The 23739-nt window shown below is 46.6% G+C and carries 18 protein-coding genes; 13 read left to right on the forward strand and 5 right to left on the reverse strand.

Features of this window, described 5'->3' with window-relative positions; translation table 11 throughout:
• Positions 1-8: 8 nt before the first annotated feature.
• Positions 9-881, reverse strand: a complete 873-nt coding sequence (locus AC58QD_RS21275; protein ID WP_497336997.1) for an alpha/beta fold hydrolase — start codon at positions 879-881, stop codon at positions 9-11.
• 225 nt (positions 882-1106) lie between these two features.
• Between AC58QD_RS21275 and AC58QD_RS21280 the strand changes: the two genes are divergently transcribed.
• From AC58QD_RS21280 to AC58QD_RS21305, 6 genes are all read left to right on the forward strand, one after another.
• The gene (locus tag AC58QD_RS21280; protein ID WP_497336999.1) at positions 1107-4793 is read left to right on the forward strand and encodes a hypothetical protein; all 3687 of its coding nucleotides are present in this window, start codon (positions 1107-1109) and stop codon (positions 4791-4793) included.
• 342 nt (positions 4794-5135) lie between these two features.
• Entirely contained in the window at positions 5136-6398 is a 1263-nt protein-coding gene (locus AC58QD_RS21285; RefSeq protein WP_497337001.1) for a hypothetical protein, read from the forward strand.
• Positions 6399-6429: 31 nt separating this feature from the next.
• On the forward strand, positions 6430-7353 hold the full coding sequence (locus AC58QD_RS21290) for an ADP-ribosylglycohydrolase family protein (protein WP_497337003.1): 924 nt from the start codon (positions 6430-6432) through the stop codon (positions 7351-7353).
• Positions 7354-7419: 66 nt separating this feature from the next.
• Positions 7420-8463 carry a hypothetical protein gene (locus tag AC58QD_RS21295; RefSeq protein WP_497337005.1) on the forward strand — a complete coding sequence of 348 codons (1044 nt, stop codon included), beginning with the start codon at positions 7420-7422 and terminating at the stop codon, positions 8461-8463.
• A gap of 38 nt (positions 8464-8501) precedes the next feature.
• Positions 8502-8648, forward strand: coding sequence for an HTH-like domain-containing protein (locus AC58QD_RS21300; protein ID WP_497337007.1), 147 nt, complete (start codon positions 8502-8504; stop codon positions 8646-8648).
• 35 nt (positions 8649-8683) lie between these two features.
• Entirely contained in the window at positions 8684-11872 is a 3189-nt protein-coding gene (locus AC58QD_RS21305; RefSeq protein WP_497337009.1) for a DUF3427 domain-containing protein, read from the forward strand.
• Here the strand turns inward: AC58QD_RS21305 and AC58QD_RS21310 are convergent.
• Positions 11869-12264 (reverse strand): (deoxy)nucleoside triphosphate pyrophosphohydrolase, encoded by a 396-nt coding sequence (locus AC58QD_RS21310; RefSeq protein WP_497337011.1) that lies wholly within the window; start codon positions 12262-12264, stop codon positions 11869-11871. The genes AC58QD_RS21305 and AC58QD_RS21310 overlap by 4 nt on opposite strands.
• A 105-nt stretch (positions 12265-12369) precedes the next feature.
• On the opposite strand from AC58QD_RS21310, the gene AC58QD_RS21315 reads away from it, so the two are divergent.
• From AC58QD_RS21315 to AC58QD_RS21325, 3 genes are read left to right on the forward strand one after another with little or no spacing between them, the layout of a single operon-like run.
• A complete protein-coding gene (locus AC58QD_RS21315; protein ID WP_497337013.1) occupies positions 12370-12696 on the forward strand; it encodes a pyrophosphohydrolase domain-containing protein in 327 nt (108 codons plus the stop codon).
• 37 nt (positions 12697-12733) lie between these two features.
• On the forward strand, positions 12734-13600 hold the full coding sequence (locus AC58QD_RS21320) for a phosphorothioated DNA-binding restriction endonuclease (RefSeq protein ID WP_497337014.1): 867 nt from the start codon (positions 12734-12736) through the stop codon (positions 13598-13600).
• A 16-nt stretch (positions 13601-13616) separates the two neighbouring features.
• On the forward strand, positions 13617-14522 hold the full coding sequence (locus AC58QD_RS21325) for a restriction endonuclease (RefSeq protein ID WP_497337016.1): 906 nt from the start codon (positions 13617-13619) through the stop codon (positions 14520-14522).
• Between the two features lie 83 nt (positions 14523-14605).
• Here the strand turns inward: AC58QD_RS21325 and AC58QD_RS21330 are convergent, their stop codons facing one another.
• Positions 14606-14845 (reverse strand): helix-turn-helix domain-containing protein, encoded by a 240-nt coding sequence (locus tag AC58QD_RS21330; protein ID WP_497337018.1) that lies wholly within the window; start codon positions 14843-14845, stop codon positions 14606-14608.
• Between the two features lie 229 nt (positions 14846-15074).
• Between AC58QD_RS21330 and AC58QD_RS21335 the strand changes: the two genes are divergently transcribed.
• Complete coding sequence (locus tag AC58QD_RS21335; RefSeq protein ID WP_497337020.1) at positions 15075-15446, forward strand: LytTR family DNA-binding domain-containing protein; 372 nt, start codon at positions 15075-15077, stop codon at positions 15444-15446.
• A gap of 31 nt (positions 15447-15477) precedes the next feature.
• The gene (locus tag AC58QD_RS21340) at positions 15478-15708 is read left to right on the forward strand and encodes a hypothetical protein (protein ID WP_497337022.1); all 231 of its coding nucleotides are present in this window, start codon (positions 15478-15480) and stop codon (positions 15706-15708) included.
• 63 nt (positions 15709-15771) lie between these two features.
• Here AC58QD_RS21340 and uraA read toward each other — a convergent pair whose 3' ends face one another.
• Both uraA and AC58QD_RS21350 read right to left on the reverse strand, forming a co-directional pair.
• Positions 15772-17067: a uracil permease gene (uraA, locus tag AC58QD_RS21345; protein WP_497337024.1), complete on the reverse strand. Its 1296-nt coding sequence runs from the start codon at positions 17065-17067 to the stop codon at positions 15772-15774.
• Positions 17068-17179: 112 nt separating this feature from the next.
• Entirely contained in the window at positions 17180-18565 is a 1386-nt protein-coding gene (locus tag AC58QD_RS21350) for an ABC transporter substrate-binding protein (protein WP_497337026.1), read from the reverse strand.
• A 104-nt stretch (positions 18566-18669) separates the two neighbouring features.
• Between AC58QD_RS21350 and AC58QD_RS21355 the strand changes: the two genes are divergently transcribed.
• Complete coding sequence (locus AC58QD_RS21355; protein WP_497337028.1) at positions 18670-22674, forward strand: immunoglobulin-like domain-containing protein; 4005 nt, start codon at positions 18670-18672, stop codon at positions 22672-22674.
• 168 nt (positions 22675-22842) lie between these two features.
• Entirely contained in the window at positions 22843-23703 is an 861-nt protein-coding gene (locus tag AC58QD_RS21360; protein ID WP_497337030.1) for a DUF1444 domain-containing protein, read from the forward strand.
• Positions 23704-23739: the final 36 nt, after the last annotated feature.

Below are 23739 nucleotides of genomic sequence, written 5' to 3' on the forward strand. Positions count from 1 at the left end.
CCTTTCCATTACTCAGGATATTGAAGCTGCTCCCCCGGCTCTTCTTTTTGAGCGATAGGCAAGGCTGCTGGCATGGAGTCTGTCTCGCTCAATGTATTCGATTTCTCCGCGATCACGGTATGAATCCAGTGAGTCATCACTTTATTAAGGTCGGCGGCCGCTTTCGTCGGAAGCTGGTGCTTTTCCTTTTGCAGGATGACCGTCTTGAATTGGCTTAGACCTTGTTGCAGTTTTTTGCGGTAACGTTTAAAGCCCCGGTCTTTCCCCCCGTATAGTAACAGGATAGGCGATGTGATCTGGGAAAGCTGTTCGGTGCAATTGTAGTTCAGGCTATACGAGTAATACTCATGAATATTGTGAGGATTGCCACTCCTCGAATCTCTCAGCAGATCACGGAAGGTTTGTGTACGATCTGAATTTCCCCAACTAATGACCAGCATAAGCAAATCAATCGTAGGCTTCCACCCGGATAATCCCATGGCCAAGCGAATTCGGTTCCTCAACATAAAATCACTAGCCTCAGACATAGCGCTGATTAGGATGCCTCCCTCAAAACGGTCCGGATAAGCCAGCATCGCTTCCAAAGCTATTGAGCCCCCGGTTGAATAACCAGCCACAAACGCTTTATCAATCTTAAGATGGTCCATCAAATGCTTAATATCCTCGGCTATCAGCTCATAGCTGACTGGAATTTCTGAAGGGTCGCTTTGTCCATGTCCTCGTATATCAAATGTGATTACTTGGAATTCATCGGATAGCTGCGCTTGCTGATACCTGAAATTAGCGCTTGTAAGGAGGGGAGGATGGATGAATACAATCGGTACTCCATCCCCGCAAGTCTCATAATGAAGCATAGTTCCGTTTATGTTTTCGAGCGGCAAAGGGTTCACTCCTCTCACTGGTCTACTTGGCATAAGCTGTAAATTAGCTTTTCCTGATCGGTCCATTTATATCCAGAAGGAACGTAGGTTAAAACCAGCAAGTTGATTTATTCAGCAGGCAGGACACTCCTAACAATAGGTCGAAAGTATAGGCATAGCGAAGCTCCAAGAATTGAATCAAGCTTACATTGTCAGTTTTCATACCCCGCGGAGGTGTAACAGCTCATGTCTGAAGAACAGTACGTGTACCCGGTATATGTGGTGAATGAACAAGAATCTGGGCGGGACATAACGGTAGAATCTAAGTTTTACACCAGCCATTCGAATCAGACTTCCGAGCATGGGATCGAATTTCGGATGTATACGCTTACCGGGAACCTGCATATCAATGTGGGCTTCGATCGAGGTCTTTCTGAGTCAACCCATGAGCTCGTGCTGATGTTCGACCCCGCTCATACAGGACGGAAGCCGCACAACGCTTTTCAGATCAAAATTATGAACGACGGGCAGCTGAAGGCGGAACGCTACGGTTACCTGTGGGAAGAAGCGCAAGATCAGGACAAGATTCATTCTAATCACCGCACCGAGGAGGGGCGCTCCGTCTATGAGTTGTCTTTTCCTGTTACAATGCTCGGTAACCTGAGCGAGAATCGTCGGGTGATCGGATTCAATATGATTCATCATGTCTTGGAGGGCGAAAAGCGCTCCCAATATAGATGGTCAGGATTAACGGGAGACGTTGTATATAACGGGCAGGGTGCAGGCGATTTGCTGTTAGCATATGGATTAACGGATGAAGAGGTTGGGGAGTGGACGCAACGGGCTGCGAAAGAGAGCGAGACCGCTTTTACACAATGGAAGAAGCAGTCTTATCCGGATGAGCTGCTAGAGTGGATCACACCGAAAAAGCAAGGGTTCACCATACGAATTGGCCGGGAGGATGCCAAGAGGGCCCGCCATCAGGCGGAGCACACAGTATGGGGGAGAGCGATGAAAGAAGCGGTGCTGGAAGTAGCCGACTATTGGGCGGGTAAGAGCGATGCAGAGCTGTTGGAGTTAGTGCCGACAGGTAATCCGCGCGCGCTGACCCCTGGCCAATATTTCGGTGATCCTCTGAATGAGGGGAACCGCACTGCTTTTCAAATGTGCCTGGAAAGGCCGTATGAGTACTACAATCCCACTACAGGAGTCTGGTGGCTTAGTGGCATGAGGCTTACCAATCCGGGCACTGGCGAAGAGCTCGAATTCCACGATGACGGCAGCGGGTTCATGGCTCCAGACGGATTCCCGAATCCGGGCGTTCGTTATATGTTCACTGCATCCTATCGACTATTTCTGCTGTCCATGCTGTTAGGAAGCCCTTATTGCCCTGTCCTGGAAGATCAGAGCGTGTGCCCGGAGGCCAGCGGCAAGAAATATGCGGGCGCGATCAATCATTTGGCGTACGCTTTCGTATTGACCGGACGCAGTGAGTATGCTCACAAAGCGCTTCTGCTGATCGGTCGGATTGCCGAGCTGCTTCCATATATGAACGGGAATTATGGGGATGGGACATTCTCAGATACTGTCAATATCGCGGAGCCTTCAACGACCGAATCGGCGTGGATGTCGAACTTCTTCGAAGCGGCGGATATTCTGTATGAGGAAATCGACGGCTTGAGCTCAAGGCTGCAGGAAAGCTTCGCCTCATGGCCTGCTCCTGATTATGGCGTGAGAGACGAGCCGTTCTGTGTGAAAAAAGCGTTGTACGAGATGATCCCATACTTACTGTATTCGTGTGAGCTGGAGAAAAGCAAGCGATCCGATTGGTCCATGCGGTATATTCATCTGCAGTTGATGATTGCAAGCTTCATGGGAAGCGGCCCTCTGATGCGCAATATTTTGTATGAAGGAAAATACAGCCTGCAGTCTAAGATAAGGAACAGCTTCTTCAGGGACGGCCGCTATGCCTATGATTCACCGGGTTATATTGGGCATATTTGCGAACAGATGCTGCTTATGGCTAACAATAACTACCGATTTACGGATGAAACCGCCTTTCCTGATGGAATCGACATGTTCGAGGACAGCAAATACGGTATCTATCAAATCGGCAAGCTGTATTTTCACCTTGAATCGGGCAGCCTGACTCCGATGTTCGGCGATACCATGGTCGACAACGAGGAGCCGATTGCGCAAAGACGCAGGGACGGAGTGATCGGCTACAGTCCCTCCATGGAAATCGCATTCACACGTATGAGCTCTATGAGATCCGTTATCGGTCCGATCCTTGCCCAATTCAACGATGAGGAGCTGCAAACCTACAGGATGAGGAGCGTTAAGCAAACAGGTCTCAATCAGGCTTTGCTGCTTCTGTCGACCGCTTCCGAACGGGCTGAATACGATTCGTACGGCTCGTCGCCTACCAGTGTCCAGCCGTCTTACTTGCTGCAGGATTCAGAGACGAGTATTCTGCGCGCAGGCACGAATGCGCATAACTGTAAGCATGTCGTCCTGTACGGCCAGCCTACGGCTCCGCATGTGCACGGGGACAAGCTCGGGCTATGGATCGGAGCATATGGCTACCATCTTCTCGCTTCTGCTGGCCGTTATCCTTTCACTTGGGCAAGTATCAAGTTCCCGGCATGGGAGGTGCATTCCGCCGCCTGTACCATTGTTGTCAAGGACGGCCAGAACCAGAAACCGTCCTATTCCAGGCTGAAATGCCATTACGAAGGAACGCTTCTTCAAGGCTCAGGTATGGAGAATACCATCGCGTATCCCGGTTCCCATATGGAGCGTTGGTGTTGGGTGGTGCTTGCTCCGAATGGCGAGGACGCCTACGTTGTAGACATCAACCATGCAAAGGGTGGACGGGTATTCGATTACAATACGGTCGGGCTTGATTTGTCAGCCGATGATGTAAGCTTCGAAGGTATCACCGACGAACAGTGGCAGCCTCTTGAAGGAACGTTGGCAGGACCGGATGTGTCGCTGTATAGCGAACCGGGATACGGCTGGATGAGAGCAATGAGGAAAGTGCAGCAGCCAGATCATTCATGTGCGTGGACGTTCGGTTACCGGCAAGCGTCCTTGCGGATTCACGCTATACCGGATCAGGATGGATCGAATCGGGAGCTTCTATTCGCTCTTGGCGAACGCGGCGGGGAGGAAATGGGCAAATCCCAATGGCTTCCGTTCGTCATGTGGCGCGATAGCGCAGAGCAGGCCGACACCCATTCGGCCAGCTTCGTCTCAGTGTTGGAGCCGTTCGAATCTGGACGCTTCATCCGAGAGATTCGACCGCTCAGACGTATTACATCCAGCCCGGCGTCAGGTGATTTCCGACCGGTTGGGATCGAGGTATTGTTCGAGGATGGTCGGCGGGATATCGTAATCGCGAATCGCGAAGATACGGAGGCAATCTGTTTTGCTGATTCGCAGGGTCTCACTTATGAGACAGATGCCCGTGCGCTGCTTATGCGCTATAACGGGGATGTGCTCGAACAGACAGAGGCAGTCGGCTTCAGCCTAGTGAAGGCGGGAGAGCGCCGGATCGTTCACCCCGGCTCCTCGATCACAGGCACAGTTGTAGAGCTTGACTATGAAACGGGTCTGGTCTCTGTGGAATTGGATCTTGTCCATTCAATCACTGCATCTGAGCTGGAGGGGAGAGCGGCCCTCATCGATGCGCCGGACTATGTGAAGCCTTCCTCTTATGTCTTGCACGATGTTCGCATGGAAGGTAATCGACTCACATTCCAATCGGAAGTATCGCTCCTTCTGTTGGACTCGCATTGGGAAGCCCCTGAGAAACGGCACGGACTGGCGGGGAAGAAGTTGATCGAGAGCGATGGACAACAAGTATATGTGGATCTGAAGCCGGGGGACCGCTTTTCGGTGTTTAGCAAGGTGTGGGTTGATAGTCGGTAGAGAGTAGATAGATGCGTTAATATGGAAATGGAACAAGCTTTCAATCATTTTTGATGGGAATCGTCAATCTATTGAGGGGCTGTTTTTAGGGTTATCTTCTAACCTTAGGGACAGCCTTTTGTTGTTCTCCAGTGACTATTCAGAGTCCACGCTCTGACCTCAAATTATGACAACCATTCCCTGACAGCCCGCTGCCTGAGCCATATGTTAACATTTTATATTGAAAAGTATTGGAAGGACTCTCCTAACGGTAGGGCGAATTAACTATATATAGGGAATATTACCCATCTAATAAGGTCGTAGAAATGTTCAACTGATCACTTAATGAAAAGGAGACTTAATATGAATATTCAAGAAATAATAGGATTACTATCTGCGAAGAGACCGATATTTCACAATGAAGCCGATTTTCAACATGCTCTAGCTTGGGAAATAAAGGAACAGTTGAATTGTACCATTCGGTTAGAGCGCCGTATGGATGTGGACGGTCAAAAGTTCTACATTGATATATTCGTCGAGCAAGATCATTACAAGACAGCAATTGAACTCAAATACAAGGTTAGAGCACTGGAATGTAAGGTCAATGAAGAACCGTTCTCTCTAAGTAACCAAGGAGCACAAGATATAGGGCGTTATGACATACTAAAAGATTTGCACAGATTAGAACAATTAGTCTCTAGAGGGTTGGCTGATGAAGGAATTCTAGTCTTATTGACCAATGATTCCTCGTACTACATGGAACGAGTGGGAGATAAGATCACGGCTGATCATAATTTTCGAATCCACCAAGGGGTCACGGTTGGCGGGAGTCTGGGATGGGGTGACAGTACGGGTGCAGGGACCATGAAGGGTCGTGAAATTCCGTTAGAAATTACAGGGAAGTATTCGATGGAATGGGCGCCCTACAGTTGTGTGAATCTGACCCAGCAGGGGGCCTTTAATTCACTTGTTGTACGGGTTACCTCTGATACACTAGCAGTACCCAAGCCAGAAGCGAATAACCTCAGTGTATTGTTGGATCCCTTCTTGCTGGCGAAGCCTCTGTTATCTTCACAAACAGACTTCCGGGACCGACTCGCGGATAGTATGCGGGACTCAGGTTATCAAGTACATATCAATCGTGATTTAGGGAAGCTGAAAATAGATATTTGGGCTGAAAAAGGTGATGAAATTATAGCCCTGGAGGTTCGCTACAAGACAGCTAACTTGGATACGATCTACAATGGGCAGCCTATCTCATTGAAGAACCAGTTGGCCCGCGACATCTCACGATATGATTACGTTAAGGATATAGAAAAACTGGAACGGATTGTTCGTGAGAGGCCTGTAGTAAAAGGTTATGCATTGCTCATTACAAACGATCATCTTTATTGGAACAAACCCAAACACTCTAATAACATAGACGCGGATTTCCATCTTCATGATCATCACACTCTTCATGGTTATTTGGCTTGGGGAGAGAGAGCGACGCCAGGGACTACATATAATCGGGAACAACCAATTCAATTAGAAGGTGAGTATCAACTCGAATGGCGGCCGTACCTCACCCTTGGAGAAGGTAAGAATCAGGAGTTTCGAGTGTTGGTTGTTGAAGCTTCGAATTAGATGGGATAAATGTTGTGAGGGAGGATGAAGCATGGATAAACTAGATCGTTACCGGGGTTGTCTTCTTGGTTTGGCTGTTGGGGATGCCGTTGGTGTAACTCTTGAATTTACAAGTCCAGGAAGTTTTCAGCCTATTAACGATATGCTTGGGGGAGGCCCCTTCAAGTTGAAAGCTGGAGAATGGACAGACGATACTTCTATGGCATTATGTTTGGCGGAGAGCTTGATCCAATGCAACGATTTTAACCCGATCGATCAATTGGAGCGTTACTGGAAATGGTATAGTGAAGGTTACTACAGCAGCAAAGGCTCATGTTTCGATATCGGAATAACCGTACTTGAATCGTTAAATGTATTTGATCATACGGGGAATGCTTACTGCGGATCCGCTGATCCCATGAAAGCGGGAAATGGCTCTATCATGAGGCTGGCGCCTGTTCCTATGTACTATGCGCGCAATCCAGAGCAGGCCATTAAATACTCGGCCTTAAGCTCCAAGACAACTCATGCTGCTCTAGAGGCTTTAGACGCTTGCCGTTATTTAGGGTCATTAATCGTTGGAGCACTTCAAGGTGAAACTAAGGAGAGGCTCCTTAGTAGCTCTTATTGTTCAATAGATGGATATTGGTCTAAGAACCTACTGGCCGAAGGCATTGCTAATATTGCTAATGGATCGTTTAAACATAAAAATCCGCCCGCAATTAGAGGAACAGGCTACGTTGTTCAATCTCTGGAAGCAGCTTTGTGGGCATTCTACCACAGCCGTGATTTCCGAGATGGATTATTGCTAGCCGTCAACCTCGGGGAAGACTCGGATACTACTGGAGCTGTCTATGGCCAGTTGGCCGGAGCGTATTATGGAATCAGAGGAATACCAGATGAGTGGTTAGATACAATTGTAGACCGCGATATCATCCAAAGTATGGGGGATCAATTGTATGATCTGAGTCTATGATTTTACAACAGGCTAATGAATTCAACGTTTCGAGTTTTGCTTGTATGAGGATGTGACGAAGAGAATATGAAAACTTTATTTAAACTATATCAGTATAATGACAATAAACAACACTCTACTTTCTTTGACTTGATTGATGGGGATAAAGAAACTAAGCAGACAAAAGGACTCGCTTATGTTTTATCGAAATACCCTGAGTTGGTGAAGCTATTGCTTAATCATATTAAATTAAGCAGTGATAATTGGCTTCCCCCCTACAATAACACGGATTATATCCAAGTCGATGCCGAAATGCTTTCTGTGGGAATGCAGAAAATCAGGCGTGATATTACCATAACATTTTTCAAAGATAACGTGAGGAAGTTTGTCATGATTATTGAGGCCAAGAGCGCAGCACTGGGCATTGTCCAAAAAGATATCAATAATCAGCTTCAATCCTACATGAACCCACAGCTTTTTCCTATTGACGCCGGGACACCAAAGCTTGGAATAACATTAACAAAATACAAAATAATTCATACAAAGCAGAGCGGGTTTATCAGTTTAACTTGGACCGACATACTCCAACTCATCAAAAAGTATATATCAAATAGCAGGAATCAAGATAAGACTATCTTACAGGAGTATATGGATTTTTTGAGCGGGGTGAGTAAAGGGATGCACTATTATGAAGTCGAAGTACTATCGGTCGCTGCAGGCGGAACATCTCAGTTGCCAAAGAAACATTTCATACATGCTTGTCCGCATTACGCTGCCGGTTATCAATATAAAAACCCGCTATTTATCACGTTTAGAGAAAAGGGGGGAGGAGAAATGGAGTGTCTGTACAAGATCGATCAGGTTTTGGTTCTAGACCCGCACTCTCCCTCCCTGGAGGCGCAATTAGCGTCTTTACCGGAATCTATTCAAAATCGTATCTTGCAATATATCACGGATCGCCGTCAGAACTTTGGGTTTGGAAAAGATGAAGACTATCGATTCTACATTTTGAATGAAAAAGAGGTAATAACGTTAAAGCATCGACCCAAGCCATTAAAGAATAATACCGGTGTTCGTTATTATACGTTGTCACAAATTCTAAGTGGGGAGCCGATTATTCAAGTGACTTAGATAAGGCCCCACATGGATATCAGGTTGCAAACATTCATTTGTTTGGAATTAAATATGCTTCGATTATTCATAGAAATAATTATAGAGTGAGCGATATTGTTAGTGCATCGGGTCTGAATCCCTCTTATGCAACAGAAGTAAGCAAGGGTATTAAACTGTCTGAATATGTAGTGCCTAAGTCATGAAGCAATAATCGAAAGTTAAGTCTAGGAGGAACACCATGAGTGAGCCAAAGGGAGTTTTTGAGGAAATATTACATAAAGACAAACCATACCCAAGCAATCAGCAAACATATAACTTGCTTCCACAAAAACATAATGAAGCATTAATCCAACAAGTTGTAAAAGACATAAGCAACACGTTTAAAGAGCTTGCTGATCAGAACAAGTACAGTGAGATCCTCCAATTAACCCATCAGCTCAGAAAGCTTATTCCCAATCTGGCGGAGTTTGATTTTGATATGCCGCTTAAGGCCATTCATTATAGAAATGACGATTTAACTTTACCCACCTATCCTGAATTTTTTCTTTCCCATCCTTTACTACTGACTAATTCCCATACAGATCCTATTCATTTATTTAAGGCATTAAAATATGAGCTACTAACTGCTGATCAGGCTTATTTTATGGTTAGTTTTATTCGATGGTCTGGTTTGCAATTATTAATTCGCGCTATAGATGATTTCAGAAGAGAAGATGCATCCAAGAAAATCAAAATACTAACATCTACATATCTTAAAATAACGGAACCAAAAGCTCTTAGACGGCTGCTTGAGCTCCCTAATGTGGAAACGAGAGTTTATGATTCGGGTAATGTCTCATTCCATACCAAAGCCTATTTGTTCGAGCGGTATTCAAACTTAAATACGGTCATTATTGGATCCTCCAACCTTACTTATTCCGCGCTCAAAACGGGTCATGAATGGAATGTGAAATTACCTGGAGAAACTTACTCTTCCGTTTATGGAAATGCAAGAAATGCCTTCGAGGCTTATTGGAATAACCCCAAAGCTATACCTCTTAATGAGGAGCTTATTATTAACTATGAGAAGGAATACAACAATAAAAAAGTCATGCTCGTCAATCCCTACCTAGCAGCACATCATATTGATATGGTGGCGAATCTCGAGGATACGTCGAAACCAGCTGCCGACATTAAGCCTAATAAAATGCAACAAGAAGCTCTACAAGCTCTCGAGCAAACTAGGAAAAATGGCCATGACAAAGGCGTTGTCATAGCTGCTACTGGGACTGGGAAAACTTACTTATCCGCTTTCGACGTTAAGAACTTTGGAGCAAATCGAATTCTGTTCCTGGCCCACAGAGATGAAATTCTCGAGAGCTCTAGAGTGACGTTTTCTAAAGTATTTGATAACCCTGACTCATGCGGTAAGTTGACTGGACACGTTAAAGAATGGGAGAAGCCCTATCTTTTTAGTACTGTACAGACGTTATCACGGGAGGAGGTTCTAAGTAGATTTTCTCCTGATCATTTTGATTATATTATTGTTGATGAGTTTCATCATGCGGAAGCTGCGACATATAAACGAGTTCTAGATCATTTCGAACCAAGATTCCTTTTAGGTTTAACGGCTACTCCAGATAGGATGGACGGTCGAGATGTTCTTGCATTGTGTGATCATAATGTCGTTTATGAAATACGATTGCGCGATGCTTTAGAAGAGGGTCTATTGGCGCCTTTTCGATATTTCGGATTAAGCGATCCAACAGTAGATTACACGGAAATAGACATTCAGAATGGGCAGTTCATCGAAAAAGAACTTGTCCGGGTATTGAATACCCACGAAAGAGTAGAGTACATAATCGATATGATTAAGAAATACGGTTATGATGGCATCGTTATTAGAGCACTAGGTTTTTGTGCATCTATCGAACATGCAAGGTACATGACAGAGGAGTTTAATAGGCTGGGCTTTATGACGGGATGTTTAACCGGGAACGATTCACCAGAACAAAGACAACTATTAATATCACAACTTGAATCCGATAGCCATCCATTACAAATTATTTTTACCGTTAATATCTTTAATGAGGGTATTGATATTCCTAAAGTAAATTTGATTCTATTCTTGAGACCTACGGAGTCGGCCACCATCTTTATTCAACAGCTTGGTCGTGGATTAAGGAAGGTGCCTGGAAAAGAGTACGTAACCATACTTGATTTTATTGGAAACTATCAAAAATCATTTATTGTCCCTCTAGCTTTATCAGGTCAACATAACCATAAAGCTTTCGATCGAGATTCTTTGCGAATCGCAATTGAGACAGAGTTTGCTGATCTTCCTGAAGGTTGCTTCGTTGATTTAGAAGAGGTATCCAGGCAACAGATCCTCAATAAAATCGATAGTATCCGTATGGATAAAGATTTAATGCTCATGGATTTATATAATCAATTCAGAAGAGAACTGGGATACTCCCCTGAGGTGACTGACTTTTTGTATTTTGATGGAGCCCCAAGTTTACACTTTTTTATCGCGAAATACGGGTCCTGGGTTGAAACAAAAAGAAAGATGAAGGACCTTACAGAGTTCGATCAAGAAATTCTTGACCATCCAGAAATTCTTCCATTTATCAAACGTATAGAGAATATGCTCCCAGTGAAATGGCCATATGAATTCTCCTTATTAGCTCAAGCCTTTGAGAACAAGAAAGCTGTAACGATTAGTGATGTGATATCGGAGTTGCAGTATCGATTTGCTTTACCGATCTCTGAAGAAGCTCATAGCAATAAAATCGACAAGGCTATGGGGAAGATGGCAACCTCTTTACCTAAACAGGATTGGGCATTTGGCGAGTATAGGGATGGGCAATTCACTCTATCATCTTATGCAGAAAAAATAATAAGCAATCAAACCATATATAATTACATAAAAGATCGAATAGAATACGGGTTAGCTGAGTTTCGCAGGATTTATAGACCGAATGTTTTCTTTGAAAGTCAAAAGAACGTCGTGTTATATCAGAATTATACTAGGAATGATCTCATTTATTTATTTGAGTCGGAAGCCAAAGAGGGATCATGGCGCGAAGGAGTAAGTAGAGTAGGGAATCACATCTTGTTATTTATCAACCTGAATAAGGGGGAGAAGGTTGCTGACCATCTCCTCTATCATGATTACTTTGTTGATCAGCAACATTTTCATTGGCAGAGTCAAAATCCTACATCTCATGATTCCCAACGTGGACAGGAGTATATTCACCATAAGCAAAAGGGAGTTCATATCCATTTACTTGTTAGGAAATTTGAAAACATGCACGGAGCTACCCTGCCTTTTACATATCTAGGTGAAATTGATTACGTAAGTAGTCACGGAGATAAGCCAATGAACATTACGTGGAAACTCCATCAGCCCATTCCCGAGTCCATGTATACGGATTTTATCCGTTAGTGTGCTTTCATTGAAAGTCGATCAATTGTCGGCAGGTCGGCAGGAGCCCATTCTAAAGTAGTTAATTGGTCGAGCGGTAACCAAACTAGCTTCTCATGTTCATTTGGTGTTGGGGTGCCCTGGGTAATAATAGCTTTATAAGTAATTAGTCTTACAATTATAGAAGGATACTCATGTGTTGCATCAGCCACTAGGTCACCAACATGGATAGAGCAGTTTAATTCCTCTTGAATTTCTCTAACTAGGCATTCTTGTGGGGTCTCGTTGGGTTCGATTTTCCCACCGGGGAATTCCCATAGGCCAGGCAAGGACATGGTTTGTGAACGAAGTGCACATAGTACTTCGTTATTATTGTTAAATATTACAGCTCCTACAACGTCTATCTTTTTCATTAGTTAGCTCCTTTAAGATAAATATACGTTAAGATTAACACGATCTCATAACTATATAAAGTCTCCAAGAATGACTCAATAAAACCATCTCAAGGAGCCCTATCCATGCCAACCTACAACAAATTAGTCAGAGATCTTATCCCCCAAATCATAGAAAAGAAAAATAAAACCTTAACCACTAGAATCCTGAATGACTCTGAGTACATCTTAGAATTGAAAAACAAGCTGGGCGAAGAGGTCGGAGAATACTTAGCGGCGAGCAACGACCAAGATGCTATCGAGGAGCTTGCTGATATCATGGAGCTGCTGCACGCCCTTGCAGAGGTTCACGGAATGACTCCGGAGGACTTGGAAAAAGTAAGATCACACAAGGCCGAACAGCGCGGCGGGTTTAAAGATCGCATCTATTTGATTGAGGTCCAGGAAGAGTGATACAAATCTGATAGTTACACTAGGTGGTGGGAAAAAAGTGAATATTGATGAATTTAAGAATATCCTTTCAAACTTAACGATTTGGAAAAAGAAAGGACAACGCGCACCTCACAAGCCTCTCTTAATTCTCTATGCGCTTGGGCAACTGCAGGCTAACAAGTCCTTATTGCCATATGAACAAGTAAGAGAGAAACTGAAAAAGCTATTAATAGAATTTGGTCCTCATAGGAAGTCCTATCATCCTGAAGAACCATTTGTACGATTGGTTAATGATGGGATTTGGGAATTGAATGATTTAATAGATAAGAGTAGTTTTTCAGATAAACAATTAGCTAACCGAATAGTTGGGGGATTCAATTCTGAAGTGCTTTCTCTTTTTAAGAATAATGATTTATTAATTCAAGAAGCAGCAGAGCAATTATTAAAGGAGCATTTTCCGGAAAGCATCCATCAGGATATTCTGGAAGAAGTTGGGCTTAATTTCTCTTTTAGAATTAAGCGTTTCCGTAACCCTCACTTTAGAGAAAGAATACTAAGGGCATACGAATACAGCTGTGCAGTATGTGGATTTAATGTTCGATTAGGACAAAATTTGGTTGCCATAGAGGCAGCACATATTCAATGGCATCAGGCCAGTGGGCCAGATCATGAGGACAACGGAATAGCACTTTGTTCCTTACATCACAAACTATTTGATAGAGGTGTATTTACAATATCCCAAGAGCGAGTGATGCTGGTAGCTGAAGATGCCCATGGATCCAGGGGATTTGATGAATGGCTAATGAGATATCATGGAACTGAAATACGGCAGCCTATTCACCCTCAGTATCAACCCAAAGATCTTTTTCTCGGATGGCATATCCGTGAAGTTTTTAGAGGACCTGCTAGATATCAGGCGAAATAGTAAAGGATGTGCTGTTTTGGGTAGAAGACGGAAGAAGCAAACCATTTCAGAGTTTCTTGTAAGTTTATTGGGATTTGGCTTAATGCTGGAGGTTGCTGTTTGGATTTTAGGAGATTCTCTTAATGATTCGAGTATGGGCACAGAGACAGAGATTTATGTCCCATGGCTTCACTATTCTATAGGGATCGTATTCCTCCTGCTGGTGCTGAGAGTCTGGTTTGTTCTCGGAACGAGACGGAAGACGTCTAGTATATCTAGCTCCAATGCGAAAAGAGTTCAAGAAAAGACTCAGCCCTACACCTCCCAATCGCTTCGTGTCCGTCCGGACGACGATCTATTACGTAGCTCATTTCAGACATTGAATGGAGCAGAGTTCGAGCGTCTTTTGGCCCTATATTTCCGAGATCAGGGATTTACAGTCCAAGAAGTAGGGGTTGGGGGCAATGATGGAGGCGTAGATCTCGTCATTGTTGATTCCCGCGGTGAAAAGACGGCAGTCCAGGCCAAATGTTATGCAGTACATAATCTTGTACCTGTGCAGACAGTTCGGGAGTTGGTTGCAGCCAAGAGGAATCATAATTGTATATTATCTTTAATCATAACCACTTCAGACTTAACGGCTCCAGCGAAGAAGGAGGCCGAGCAGTTCAAGGTGGATTATTGGCATGGCGCCTTATTAGATCATAAGCTTCGCTCATGGGGCAAATGGCAGCCGACTGTAGCTAACCAATATGAACGACCCGTTGTAAAGCAAGCTGGGGCAGTCGTGATAAGTACTATGAAAGTACAGGTAGCTGCCTCTTCAGGAGCGATGATTTGTGAGTGTGGAGCATCATTAGTCAAACGAGTGAGCAGAACGGGAAACACATTTTGGGGATGTAGCACCTTTCCGAAATGTCGGCATACACAGTCTGTGAAATAATCCTATTCTTGAAGTGGGTAAAAGCGTGTTACAACAACATAAAAGCTGTCTCGCACAAGTGCGGACAGCCTTTTTACGCTAACTCATTCCCCTGAACTTGGTGCTTCACTACTATCAGCTAAATCGATTATTTCACGAATATCACTTATCCCTAATGCTTCCGCGATTCGTTCTACATGGGAGTAGTTTATATTCGCCCGTTTGCCGTTAGCCAGTTCACTCAACGCAGCGTGTCTTACATCGGATAAACGGGATAATTCACGTAAAGAGATGCCTCGTTCCGCGATCAAATTAGCTATTTTGACAACAACCTTCTTAGACAAAATGAATCACTCCGAATCAAAATTGACTGTAAGCTGTAAGGTACCATATAATAAAAAAAGAATTGGTACGCAAATGCGTAACGAGAGGATAGTCAAGTATTGAAAAGGCTGAACCTGCTTCCATGCAAATCTTGAAATCTCATGCTCCTGGACGATACTGTACATTGTTAATGTGTTCTATTGACTCCATTAGTAACCATTTATTAATAATTTTGACAAGGAGAGCACGATGCATATCTCAGGAATTACTTCCAATGGGGAAATGAAAGTCCTGAATCTGGAGCAAGAAGTAATCTATCTCCAGACGAATGGTCAGGGCAGGATACATGTTTATACTCATGAAGGTGAATACCGAACGGTAGAAAAGGTTGAGGATTGGATGAGCTTGACGGGACGAAGAGGGTTTCTGCGTGTGGCTCGAGGCATTATTGTGAATTTGAGTAAAATAATTGCCTTTGATCGTGTTCGGAGAGTGGTTCACATCGAGAGGTTGCAACGAATTCATTCACTCCCCATCACAGATCATGCAATGCGATTATTGAATAGGCAGCTTAGCGACCTTAACACGAACCCACACCCCCAACCGCCTCAGAGCATATAATGGACAACTCTGACAAGTAGGGGGTGATCATATGTCAGCCATTTCTAACTACAAGAAGTGCAAAATGTATATGGGTCGCACAGTGAAAATCAAAGCCAAGAATGGGCGAACCTATACGGGTAAAATCATGAGGGTAGACGGGAAAAAGGTTCATCTCAAGGTTTCTTCCGTTCATGATGGTAAGAAAGTGCATACATCCTTCTTTCCGTTCGTATTACCTCTCGTGCTATTTGATCTCCTGGTTATTGCTTTGTTGTTCTAATACAAATAAGACCCGAATGTACCGCACAGGGTTCATTCGGGTCTTATTTGTTGTCGTTAATGATTAATGTCCTGAAGCTTCGTGATCATTAGATAGCCTTGAGACCTCGAACAGCTTGAACAGAAGGCTGAACACGATGGCCACTACGGTAGCTAGAGCCATGCCGGACAAGGAGAAATTGCCTGCGGTAACCTTCACGCCGCTGAGTCCAGTAACCAGCACGATCATCGTCAGGAACAGGTTGGTCGGCTTCCCGTAATCAACCTTGGATTCTACCAGCATCCGGAAGCCGGATGCGGCGATCACACCGAACAGCAGCAAGGAGACGCCCCCCATGACGGGAACGGGAATGTTGGCGATCAGCGCCGAGAATTTGCCAAGGAACGAGAGCACAATGGCAATGACTGCCGCACCGCCGATAACGAATGTGGAATACACTCGGGTGATGGCTAACACACCGATATTTTCCCCGTAAGTCGTATTCGGAGTGGAGCCGATGAAGCCAGACAATATCGTTGATATGCCGTTGCCCAGCAAAGAACGGTGAAGCCCGGGATCCTTGGACAAATCCTTCTTCACAATGTTGCCAGTGACGATAAGATGTCCAATATGTTCCGCAAGGACAACTAGCGCAGCAGGTACGATTGTCAGAATGGCTGCCCACTCAAATGCTGGTAAGGTGAAGGTCGGCGCGTCTAGCCAGGATTTCTCTGAGACTGGACTGAAGTCTACGAGCCCCATAATGCAGGCGATGACGTATCCTGTTACGATTCCGAACAGGATTGGAATGATCCGCATAAAGCCCCGGAATAACACAGAGCCCAGGATCGTCACGACCAACGTAACGGTTGAGAGGACGATGGCGGATGTGTCAGCATACCAGTCGGCAGCACCTGCTGGTGCAATCCAGCCAGCCATATTGGCCGCGACTGGCACGAGCTCCAATCCGATAACTGCAATAATAGCGCCCATCGCAGCAGGTGGAAATATGATGTTAATCCACCGGGTACCGGCGAATTGGATGATCAGCGCCAGGATGGTGAATACCACGCCTGCGATTATGAATCCGCCGAGCGCTGCTGCATAGCCTTCACCTGTGGAGGCGTGATTGCCGATGACCGCGCCAGCCGGGGCAATGAAGGCGAAGCTAGATCCAAGATAGGCAGGGATTTGCCCTTTGCATATCCAGAGATACAGCAGGGTGCCGATTCCGTTCATCAGCAGGCAGATCGCTGGATCAACACCGAGCAGATTCGGGACTAATACTGTTGCACCGAACATGGCGAACAGATGCTGCAGACTCAGCATCATGCTTTGCCCAAGGGGTGGTCTTTCGTGAACTCCAATTTCACGTCTCATGTTGCAGCTTTTCCTCCAATGGTTCACGTAGTCTTATTATTATATCCTTGTAGATTCTACATATTTCCTTGTTCGTTGACAAGCATTTAGTTTCCGTGCAGCCAGCACCGCATTAACTGTGCCCATGACGTAATATTTGTGCGATACGTTCCCGCATAACGGTTTCATTGTTAAGCTTGGCCCAGAACAATCGGGCTTCTTTGATAATCGCTTCCAGTTCGGCCATACTGATGCGCATATCCGAAACCGACCTGTAAGTCTGGACAATATCCCTATACAACGCATGATGGGGAGGGCGGTAAGACGTCTCCTCTCCGATCCATTCTGCGGCCTTCTGCACGACGGGAATGCTTAACGAATTTTGGCGAATGAGCAGCTGGGCATGTTCCGATACGAGAAAGTCGACTAATGTTCGTGCAGCCACTTTGGCTTTGGACTTTTTGCAAATAGCGAGACCTATTGTCATCAGCAACGTCTTATCTTCACGCAAGTGCGGTAAGGGTGCGAGATCGAAGCGGATATCAGAATCGCGCAGCCCGCTTAGAGCGAAGTAGGATGTAATCAGCATAGATATTTTGCCATTGAGGAACAGCTCCTCAGCCACCGCATTGCTCTCCGACAGAAAGACCGGGAACGCATTGTCTGCATACAAAATGTCACGGCAAGCGCTCAGTCCTTCCATGATGCGTTCGGCGCATTCCTCTATATTGCTTCGATCTGGAAGTAACTCCACTCCGCTTTGCAGCAAGAAGACAGGCCACCGGTTCGTCGAGAGAAGGAAAAAGTAAAGGCCGAACCGCTCATTCTCAACCGTTAACTTCATCGCAGCTGCGAGTAAATCATTCCAGCTAGCGGGGCGGAACGGCTCGGCAATCCCGCTTTCACGGAGATGGTCGCGATTGTAGCACAGAATCAGCGGAGAGAAAATAAACGGCTGAACAAAACGTACTCCTTCGTGGACGAACACCTCGTTCAAGAACGGGTACATGCGGGAATCCGGCTCGTACGCTTCAAACAGGTTCAGGCTGTTGTTCGACTGGAAATTCAGGAAGTTGTTGTAGTTCATGGATACGACATCGATCAGGCCGGTTTCGATATATTCCCTAACGGTGCTGTAATAATCATGATAGGTAAGCGGTATCGGCTGAACAATAATATTCGGGTGAAGACGATGAAACTCCGCGAGCAGGATGGCCATATCCGCTTCGTTATCCAAAGAGGTGTGATAGCCGAAGCGCAGGCTGATCGGATGGGCGTCGGAAGTTTCTGCGACCTTATTGCCGACGCGGGGAATTTTGACAACCAGCCCTTCAGAAACAAGCTGCTCCAAGGCCACACGGACCAATTTATTGCTGAGTTGGAATTGTCGGACAAGATCGCGTTCAGACGGCAGAAATTCACCGGCCTGGCGTTTTCCTGTTGCGATTTCCCCGCGCAAAACGGTGATCATTTCGTCCAATCGGACGCGGAACGTTTTTCGGATTTGTGGCTCAGACATATAATTAACACCTTTACTTAGTTTTGGCTTGGAAAGGGGATTGACCCCTTCATTTTACTAGTATAGACTAATGGTGAGTCAGATGTAAATCAGAGAACAAGGAGTTGATCCTCATTAATCGATTATTGTTACGTTCGGTCCGTTTTTGTTTGATCGCCAGTCTGATCATTTCCCTCCTCCCCGCCGTTGCATCGGCCGCCGTAGGGAGTACGGCAACACCGGCAGCACCCCCCGTTGTCTCTAATGCGGGCTTTGAGACGTTCACATCGGAACCCACAATTCCTGGTTGGACGCAGGTGTTTGGTTCTGGACAACCAAACGTCCATTTCGAGGGTTCACCGGATGCCCCCTTTGAAGGAGGCAAAAGCTTGCTCCTCGACGACAACAATCCATCAGTTGGGCTAGGTTTTGAAAGCGCTGCCTTTCGTGTTTCTTCGGGTGCCGACTATTCCGTTTCCGCAATGATGAATGTGGAACGTGGTGCGTTAGGGATGTACATCCGATTCTACGATACTGCTGGCGTTCAGATCGAAGAGAAAGGCGAATGGACCCCAGCAACGAGCGGAGAATGGGTGAAGAATGAAGTTTCCAACCTTGTACCGGCCAATGCCTTTACGGCCAAGCTGCTTGTATATTCATCGGCTTCCGGCCAAGCACGCGGTAAGGTAGATGCGTTTCGTGTTGAGCTGGAATCCCCGGTAATGAATGCCGGATTTGAACAAAGTAAGGCGGGAACGTTAATCCCGGGCTGGACGCAAGCGTTCGGCGCAGGAGCGGCTAACATGTCTTATGATACATCATCGGCTGCTTCTTTTGAAGGAGGTCAGAGCCTGCTGTTGGATGACAATAACACGACCACGGCGCTTGGCTTTGAAAGCGCTCCCTATCCAGTAGTTCCAGGCATCAACTATACTTTGTCTGTCATGACAAAGGTGGAACGCGGGACTCTCGGTTATTACGCACGGTACTATAACTCGGCAGGTGTCAAAATAGGAGAGACAGGAAGCTTTTTGACGGTCTCGAACAGTCAGTGGGAGAATAAGACGCTCTCCTTCACACCGCCTGCCAATACTGCAACGGCCACGGTTCTTATTTATTCCACTGGAACAGGCAGAGGGCGCGGATATGCAGACGCTGTTCGGGTTGTGCAGTCGACTCCTGCTATTTCTAATGAAGGCTTCGAGCAGGTGACAACCAAAACAATCCTTGCGGACTGGACACAGGTCTATGGAGCGGGGGAGCAGAACGTGGCCTACGAGCTATCTACGGCGGTGACGTACGAAGGTGCCAGAAGCTTGCTTTTGGACGATACTAATCCCAACGCCTTGCTCGGCTTCGAAAGCGCTCCGTTCCAGGTCGTTCCTGGACTTAACTATGCAGTGTCCACCATGATGAACATAGAACGCGGCGCCATGGGGCTATACATCCGGTTTTTCGACGGAGCAGGTGTCAAGGTTGCCGAGTCCGGTAATTTTCTAACTACGACGGACGGCCAATGGATGAAGAACGCCACTTCGACTGTAGTGCCGATCAATGCGGTTACAGCCAAAATCCTTATTTATTCCACCGGTGTCGGTACAGCCCGCGGTTATTCGGACGCCGTCCGTATCGAGCTGAATCCCATTGGGACGTTCGAACGAATCGGCAGCGTAGTGGAAGGTATGATTAACGAAGATGGAGCTGTAGGGAACGAGAACGGAACAACAGTCATCTACACCCTGTTCAAAGGGCGGGGAGAGGTGCTCGCGACATTTGCCGTGATCGATGTGTTGACCCGGGAAGTGCTGCGGTCCTATCCGCTGCCTGGCGTAGAAGCCGCATGGGGCGTGAAGGTCGCCACAGACGGGCGCGTGTACATAGGCACGCATTACGACGGGGGCTTATACCGATATACTCCGGGTGCCAACAGCTTTGAGTACCTCGGCCGCTTCGGCAGCGAGTCACACGTCTTTTCAATGGTTGCAGGACCGAACGGCAAAATGTATGTCGGGACGTATCCGGGAGGACGGCTCTATGAATTCGATCCTGTCAGCAGTCAAATCCGCGATATGGGACAGCCGGATCCAGAGCAGCGGTATGTTCGCTCCTTAACCTATGACGCGAGTCGGGATGTTTTGTACGTAGGTGTAGGAGGGACGAAGAGCCGCATTTATAAAATGAACCTGGCGGACGGCACCAAGAAGGAACTGCTTGGGGAGCGTATTCCAGGTGGAGGAGATACGTACACATGGCCGTACGGATTATCCTTCGTCGATAATCGTCTGTTCGTTAAGTTCTCCAACGGAGATCTGTTGATCATTCGTGCCGAAGACGATGCCGTAGAGTATTATAACCCGACTGGCATGGATATTCATTCGGAGAGGGCGATCGCGATTCCCGGACAGCCGGGGCGGGCTCTGTTCTCTTACGCTTCCGATTATTATGTCTATGATTCCGCCAGTATTTCGTTTCAGAAGCTCACGAACGTGGAGGATGGAACGAACTTTGCGGACGGCAAATTCGTCGATCTCGGAAGTCCGGAATGGCCCGGGCAGACATTTGTGGCGGTCGGCAGACACGGCAACATCGAGTATTACAACCTGTCGACCGGCATCGCATATGCGAAGCCTGCTTCTTACAGCGCTCCCACCCTCATTCAGAGTATCCATAATGGTCCGGACGGGAACATATATGTCGCCGGGTATATGTCCGGATTCACGGCTTATGACCCGACAGATGGCAGTATCTCCGATACGAGCACATTGGGACAGGTAGAATCATCGGCCATTCGCAACGGGCATATGCTGATCGGGGCCTATGCGGGCTCACGGATCCTGGATTATGATCCTGCGCAGCCTTGGTCGGATTCGAATCCGGTTCAACTGTTCGACCTTCGCCCATTCGCTCAAGACCGTCCGTTCGCTATGGAATACGCAGCGGACAGGGATCAATTGTTTGTCGGTAACGTTCCCGCGCCGAGCTCCCTGCAGGGTGCAATGGCCGTGTACGACTTCCCGACCAGGCAGCTGGAAGTATTCAACAATCTCATTCTCAATCAGAGTATCGTATCTCTGCTATACAAGGATGGGCTGGTGTATGGCGGCACGACGATTTTTGGCGGACTTGGAACGAGTGGACCTACGGAAACGGAAGGAAAGCTGTTCATCTACGATCCGGCAACCAAAAAGATCGTATACCAGGCCGCTCCCGTTGCTGGACGCAAGGGCGTGACCGGGTTAACACTAGGTCCCGACGGCCTGATCTGGGGCGTTGCAGAGGACAATATATTCAAGTTTGACCCGAGCACGCGGAAAGTCGTGTCCAAGATCGCCAAATTACGCCGATACAAAGAGGGCGGCACTGTCTGGACTTACGGATTTCTACAGCCCGGTCTGGACGGCAACATGTACGGCACGTCAAGAGGCCAGTTCTTCATGGTCAAGCCGGCCACGATGGAATTCATTCTGTTGAACGGGGCCTACGGCAATTATTTGAACCGCGACGATTACGGCACGTTCTATTTCTCAGACAACAGTGCTGACCTGTGGACATATACGCCTCCCTATGAAGAGCATTTGACGGAGCTTCTGGATGCGCTTCGTTCGGCCAGAAGCAAACTGAACAAAACACCGATTGGGGAGCAGCTGGGGCAGGTACCGCAGACCCAGTGGCAAATGCTGCAAGGTGCGAAGGATACAGCCGATGCTGTGAAAAACACATTAAACGCAGATCGACAAACGGTAGAACAAGCGACGAACGCACTGGAGGCGGCTATCGCTCAATTTGACGGAGCGGTCGTCACTCTGCAGAGTATTACGCTGCATGCTGACGAAACGGTATTGAAGCGCTTCGGAACCGTCACCATGTCGGTCTACGGTACGAACAGCTTGGGTGCGGCAGTAGATTTGAGCCTGGCAACTATTCAGTATGTAAGCAGCAATAATGCGGTTGTCAGCGTCGACGACCAAGGCCTAGTGACGGCTAAGGGGGAAGGAACAGCTGTTATTCTTGTGCAAGTGAGCCATCCTGCTGCAGGGTCCGTGTCTGCGCAGTTGGAGTTTAGTGTGAAACCTGGACTAAAGAATGGTCATGATCCCGACAAGGAGCGCGGTTCTGGCAAAGAAAAGTGAAAGAGCACTAGACGATAAAAATAGTAACTTCCCTAATCCCATCTGATATGGTAATATAAGGGTAACTTATTTCGGTGGTGAAGCACACCCCTGGCAGGACGCTTATGAGCGTTCTGTCAGGGGTGTTTCTTGTTCCACAGAATAGTCCATAAGAGAGGATGTTTAATAATGATGCAGCAAGTACGATTATATGAGAGCCCTCAGGAGTTCGCGGAGATGATGATTCGACACCTGAGCGATAGCTTGCAAGTTCACATTCAGCAGGTAGAGGGGGAGCCCCTGCTATTGGAAGTTGCTATTGACGACAATACGAATAATGGGATGCTGCAAGTGAGCTTGCATAATACGTTCCAGACGTACAAGGTAACGGGAGATCTGAACGCGGCCATCGATTATTTGAACGGGATCATCGCCTCTGCTGCGGGACTTCGGGCCAACAACGGTAAGGTAAAGATTGACCCGTCTTATATTTATCCAGCGATCAGGGAACGACGATACTTGGATGCCGTAGGGAATAACATGTCCATCGTAAGTGACGAATACTTGCCAGGACTAAGTGTGATCTTCCTTGAGATCAAGGACACTTATTCCAAAATTATAAGTAGGGAACTGTTGAAGCAGCATCCGAGGTTAACAGAGGAAAAGGTCAAACAACTGGCCTATCACAATTTGCGCTCTAGCGGATGGACTCCGTCTCGAATGACGATGCAAAGTCCGTTCCGCGCATCCTGTTACGTAGAGGTGTACATGGATAATCCTTATCCTCCGGAATGTCAGTTCCTTCTTCCAGAAATGTCGCTCACCCATATGCCGAGTAGTTCCTTCCTGATCGCTTACACGAACCGTAAGACTACTTTGCTCTTGCGCTCCAATGAGAGAATGGACTCCTTGTCAGAAGCGCTTCGTCTGGCAAAGAAGTCGAGGTTCAAGGATGTCGTGAACCGAAGCTGCCGTGTTATGCCTAACCCTGTCTCCGACCAGATTTACTGGGTCAACAGAGGAGAAGCTAAGCTGCTGGAGAATGTGTAGGGATGCGAATAAATAACAGGATTAAGGAGCTATCAT

This window comes from Paenibacillus sp. J2R1T-4 (assembly GCF_059692235.1).

Bases quoted from the DNA above. Each gene is read 5' to 3' on its own strand.
- AC58QD_RS21350 (WP_497337026.1), bottom strand. From the start codon at position 18,565: ATGTCTGAGCCACAAATCCGAAAAACGTTCCGCGTCCGATTGGACGAA.
- AC58QD_RS21340 (WP_497337022.1), top strand. From the start codon at position 15,478: ATGTCAGCCATTTCTAACTACAAGAAGTGCAAAATGTATATGGGTCGC.
- AC58QD_RS21280 (WP_497336999.1), top strand. From the start codon at position 1,107: ATGTCTGAAGAACAGTACGTGTACCCGGTATATGTGGTGAATGAACAA.
- AC58QD_RS21310 (WP_497337011.1), bottom strand. From the start codon at position 12,264: ATGAAAAAGATAGACGTTGTAGGAGCTGTAATATTTAACAATAATAAC.
- uraA (WP_497337024.1), bottom strand. From the start codon at position 17,067: ATGAGACGTGAAATTGGAGTTCACGAAAGACCACCCCTTGGGCAAAGC.
- AC58QD_RS21290 (WP_497337003.1), top strand. From the start codon at position 6,430: ATGGATAAACTAGATCGTTACCGGGGTTGTCTTCTTGGTTTGGCTGTT.
- AC58QD_RS21360 (WP_497337030.1), top strand. From the start codon at position 22,843: ATGATGCAGCAAGTACGATTATATGAGAGCCCTCAGGAGTTCGCGGAG.
- AC58QD_RS21285 (WP_497337001.1), top strand. From the start codon at position 5,136: ATGAATATTCAAGAAATAATAGGATTACTATCTGCGAAGAGACCGATA.
- AC58QD_RS21335 (WP_497337020.1), top strand. From the start codon at position 15,075: ATGCATATCTCAGGAATTACTTCCAATGGGGAAATGAAAGTCCTGAAT.
- AC58QD_RS21315 (WP_497337013.1), top strand. From the start codon at position 12,370: ATGCCAACCTACAACAAATTAGTCAGAGATCTTATCCCCCAAATCATA.
- AC58QD_RS21305 (WP_497337009.1), top strand. From the start codon at position 8,684: ATGAGTGAGCCAAAGGGAGTTTTTGAGGAAATATTACATAAAGACAAA.
- AC58QD_RS21295 (WP_497337005.1), top strand. From the start codon at position 7,420: ATGAAAACTTTATTTAAACTATATCAGTATAATGACAATAAACAACAC.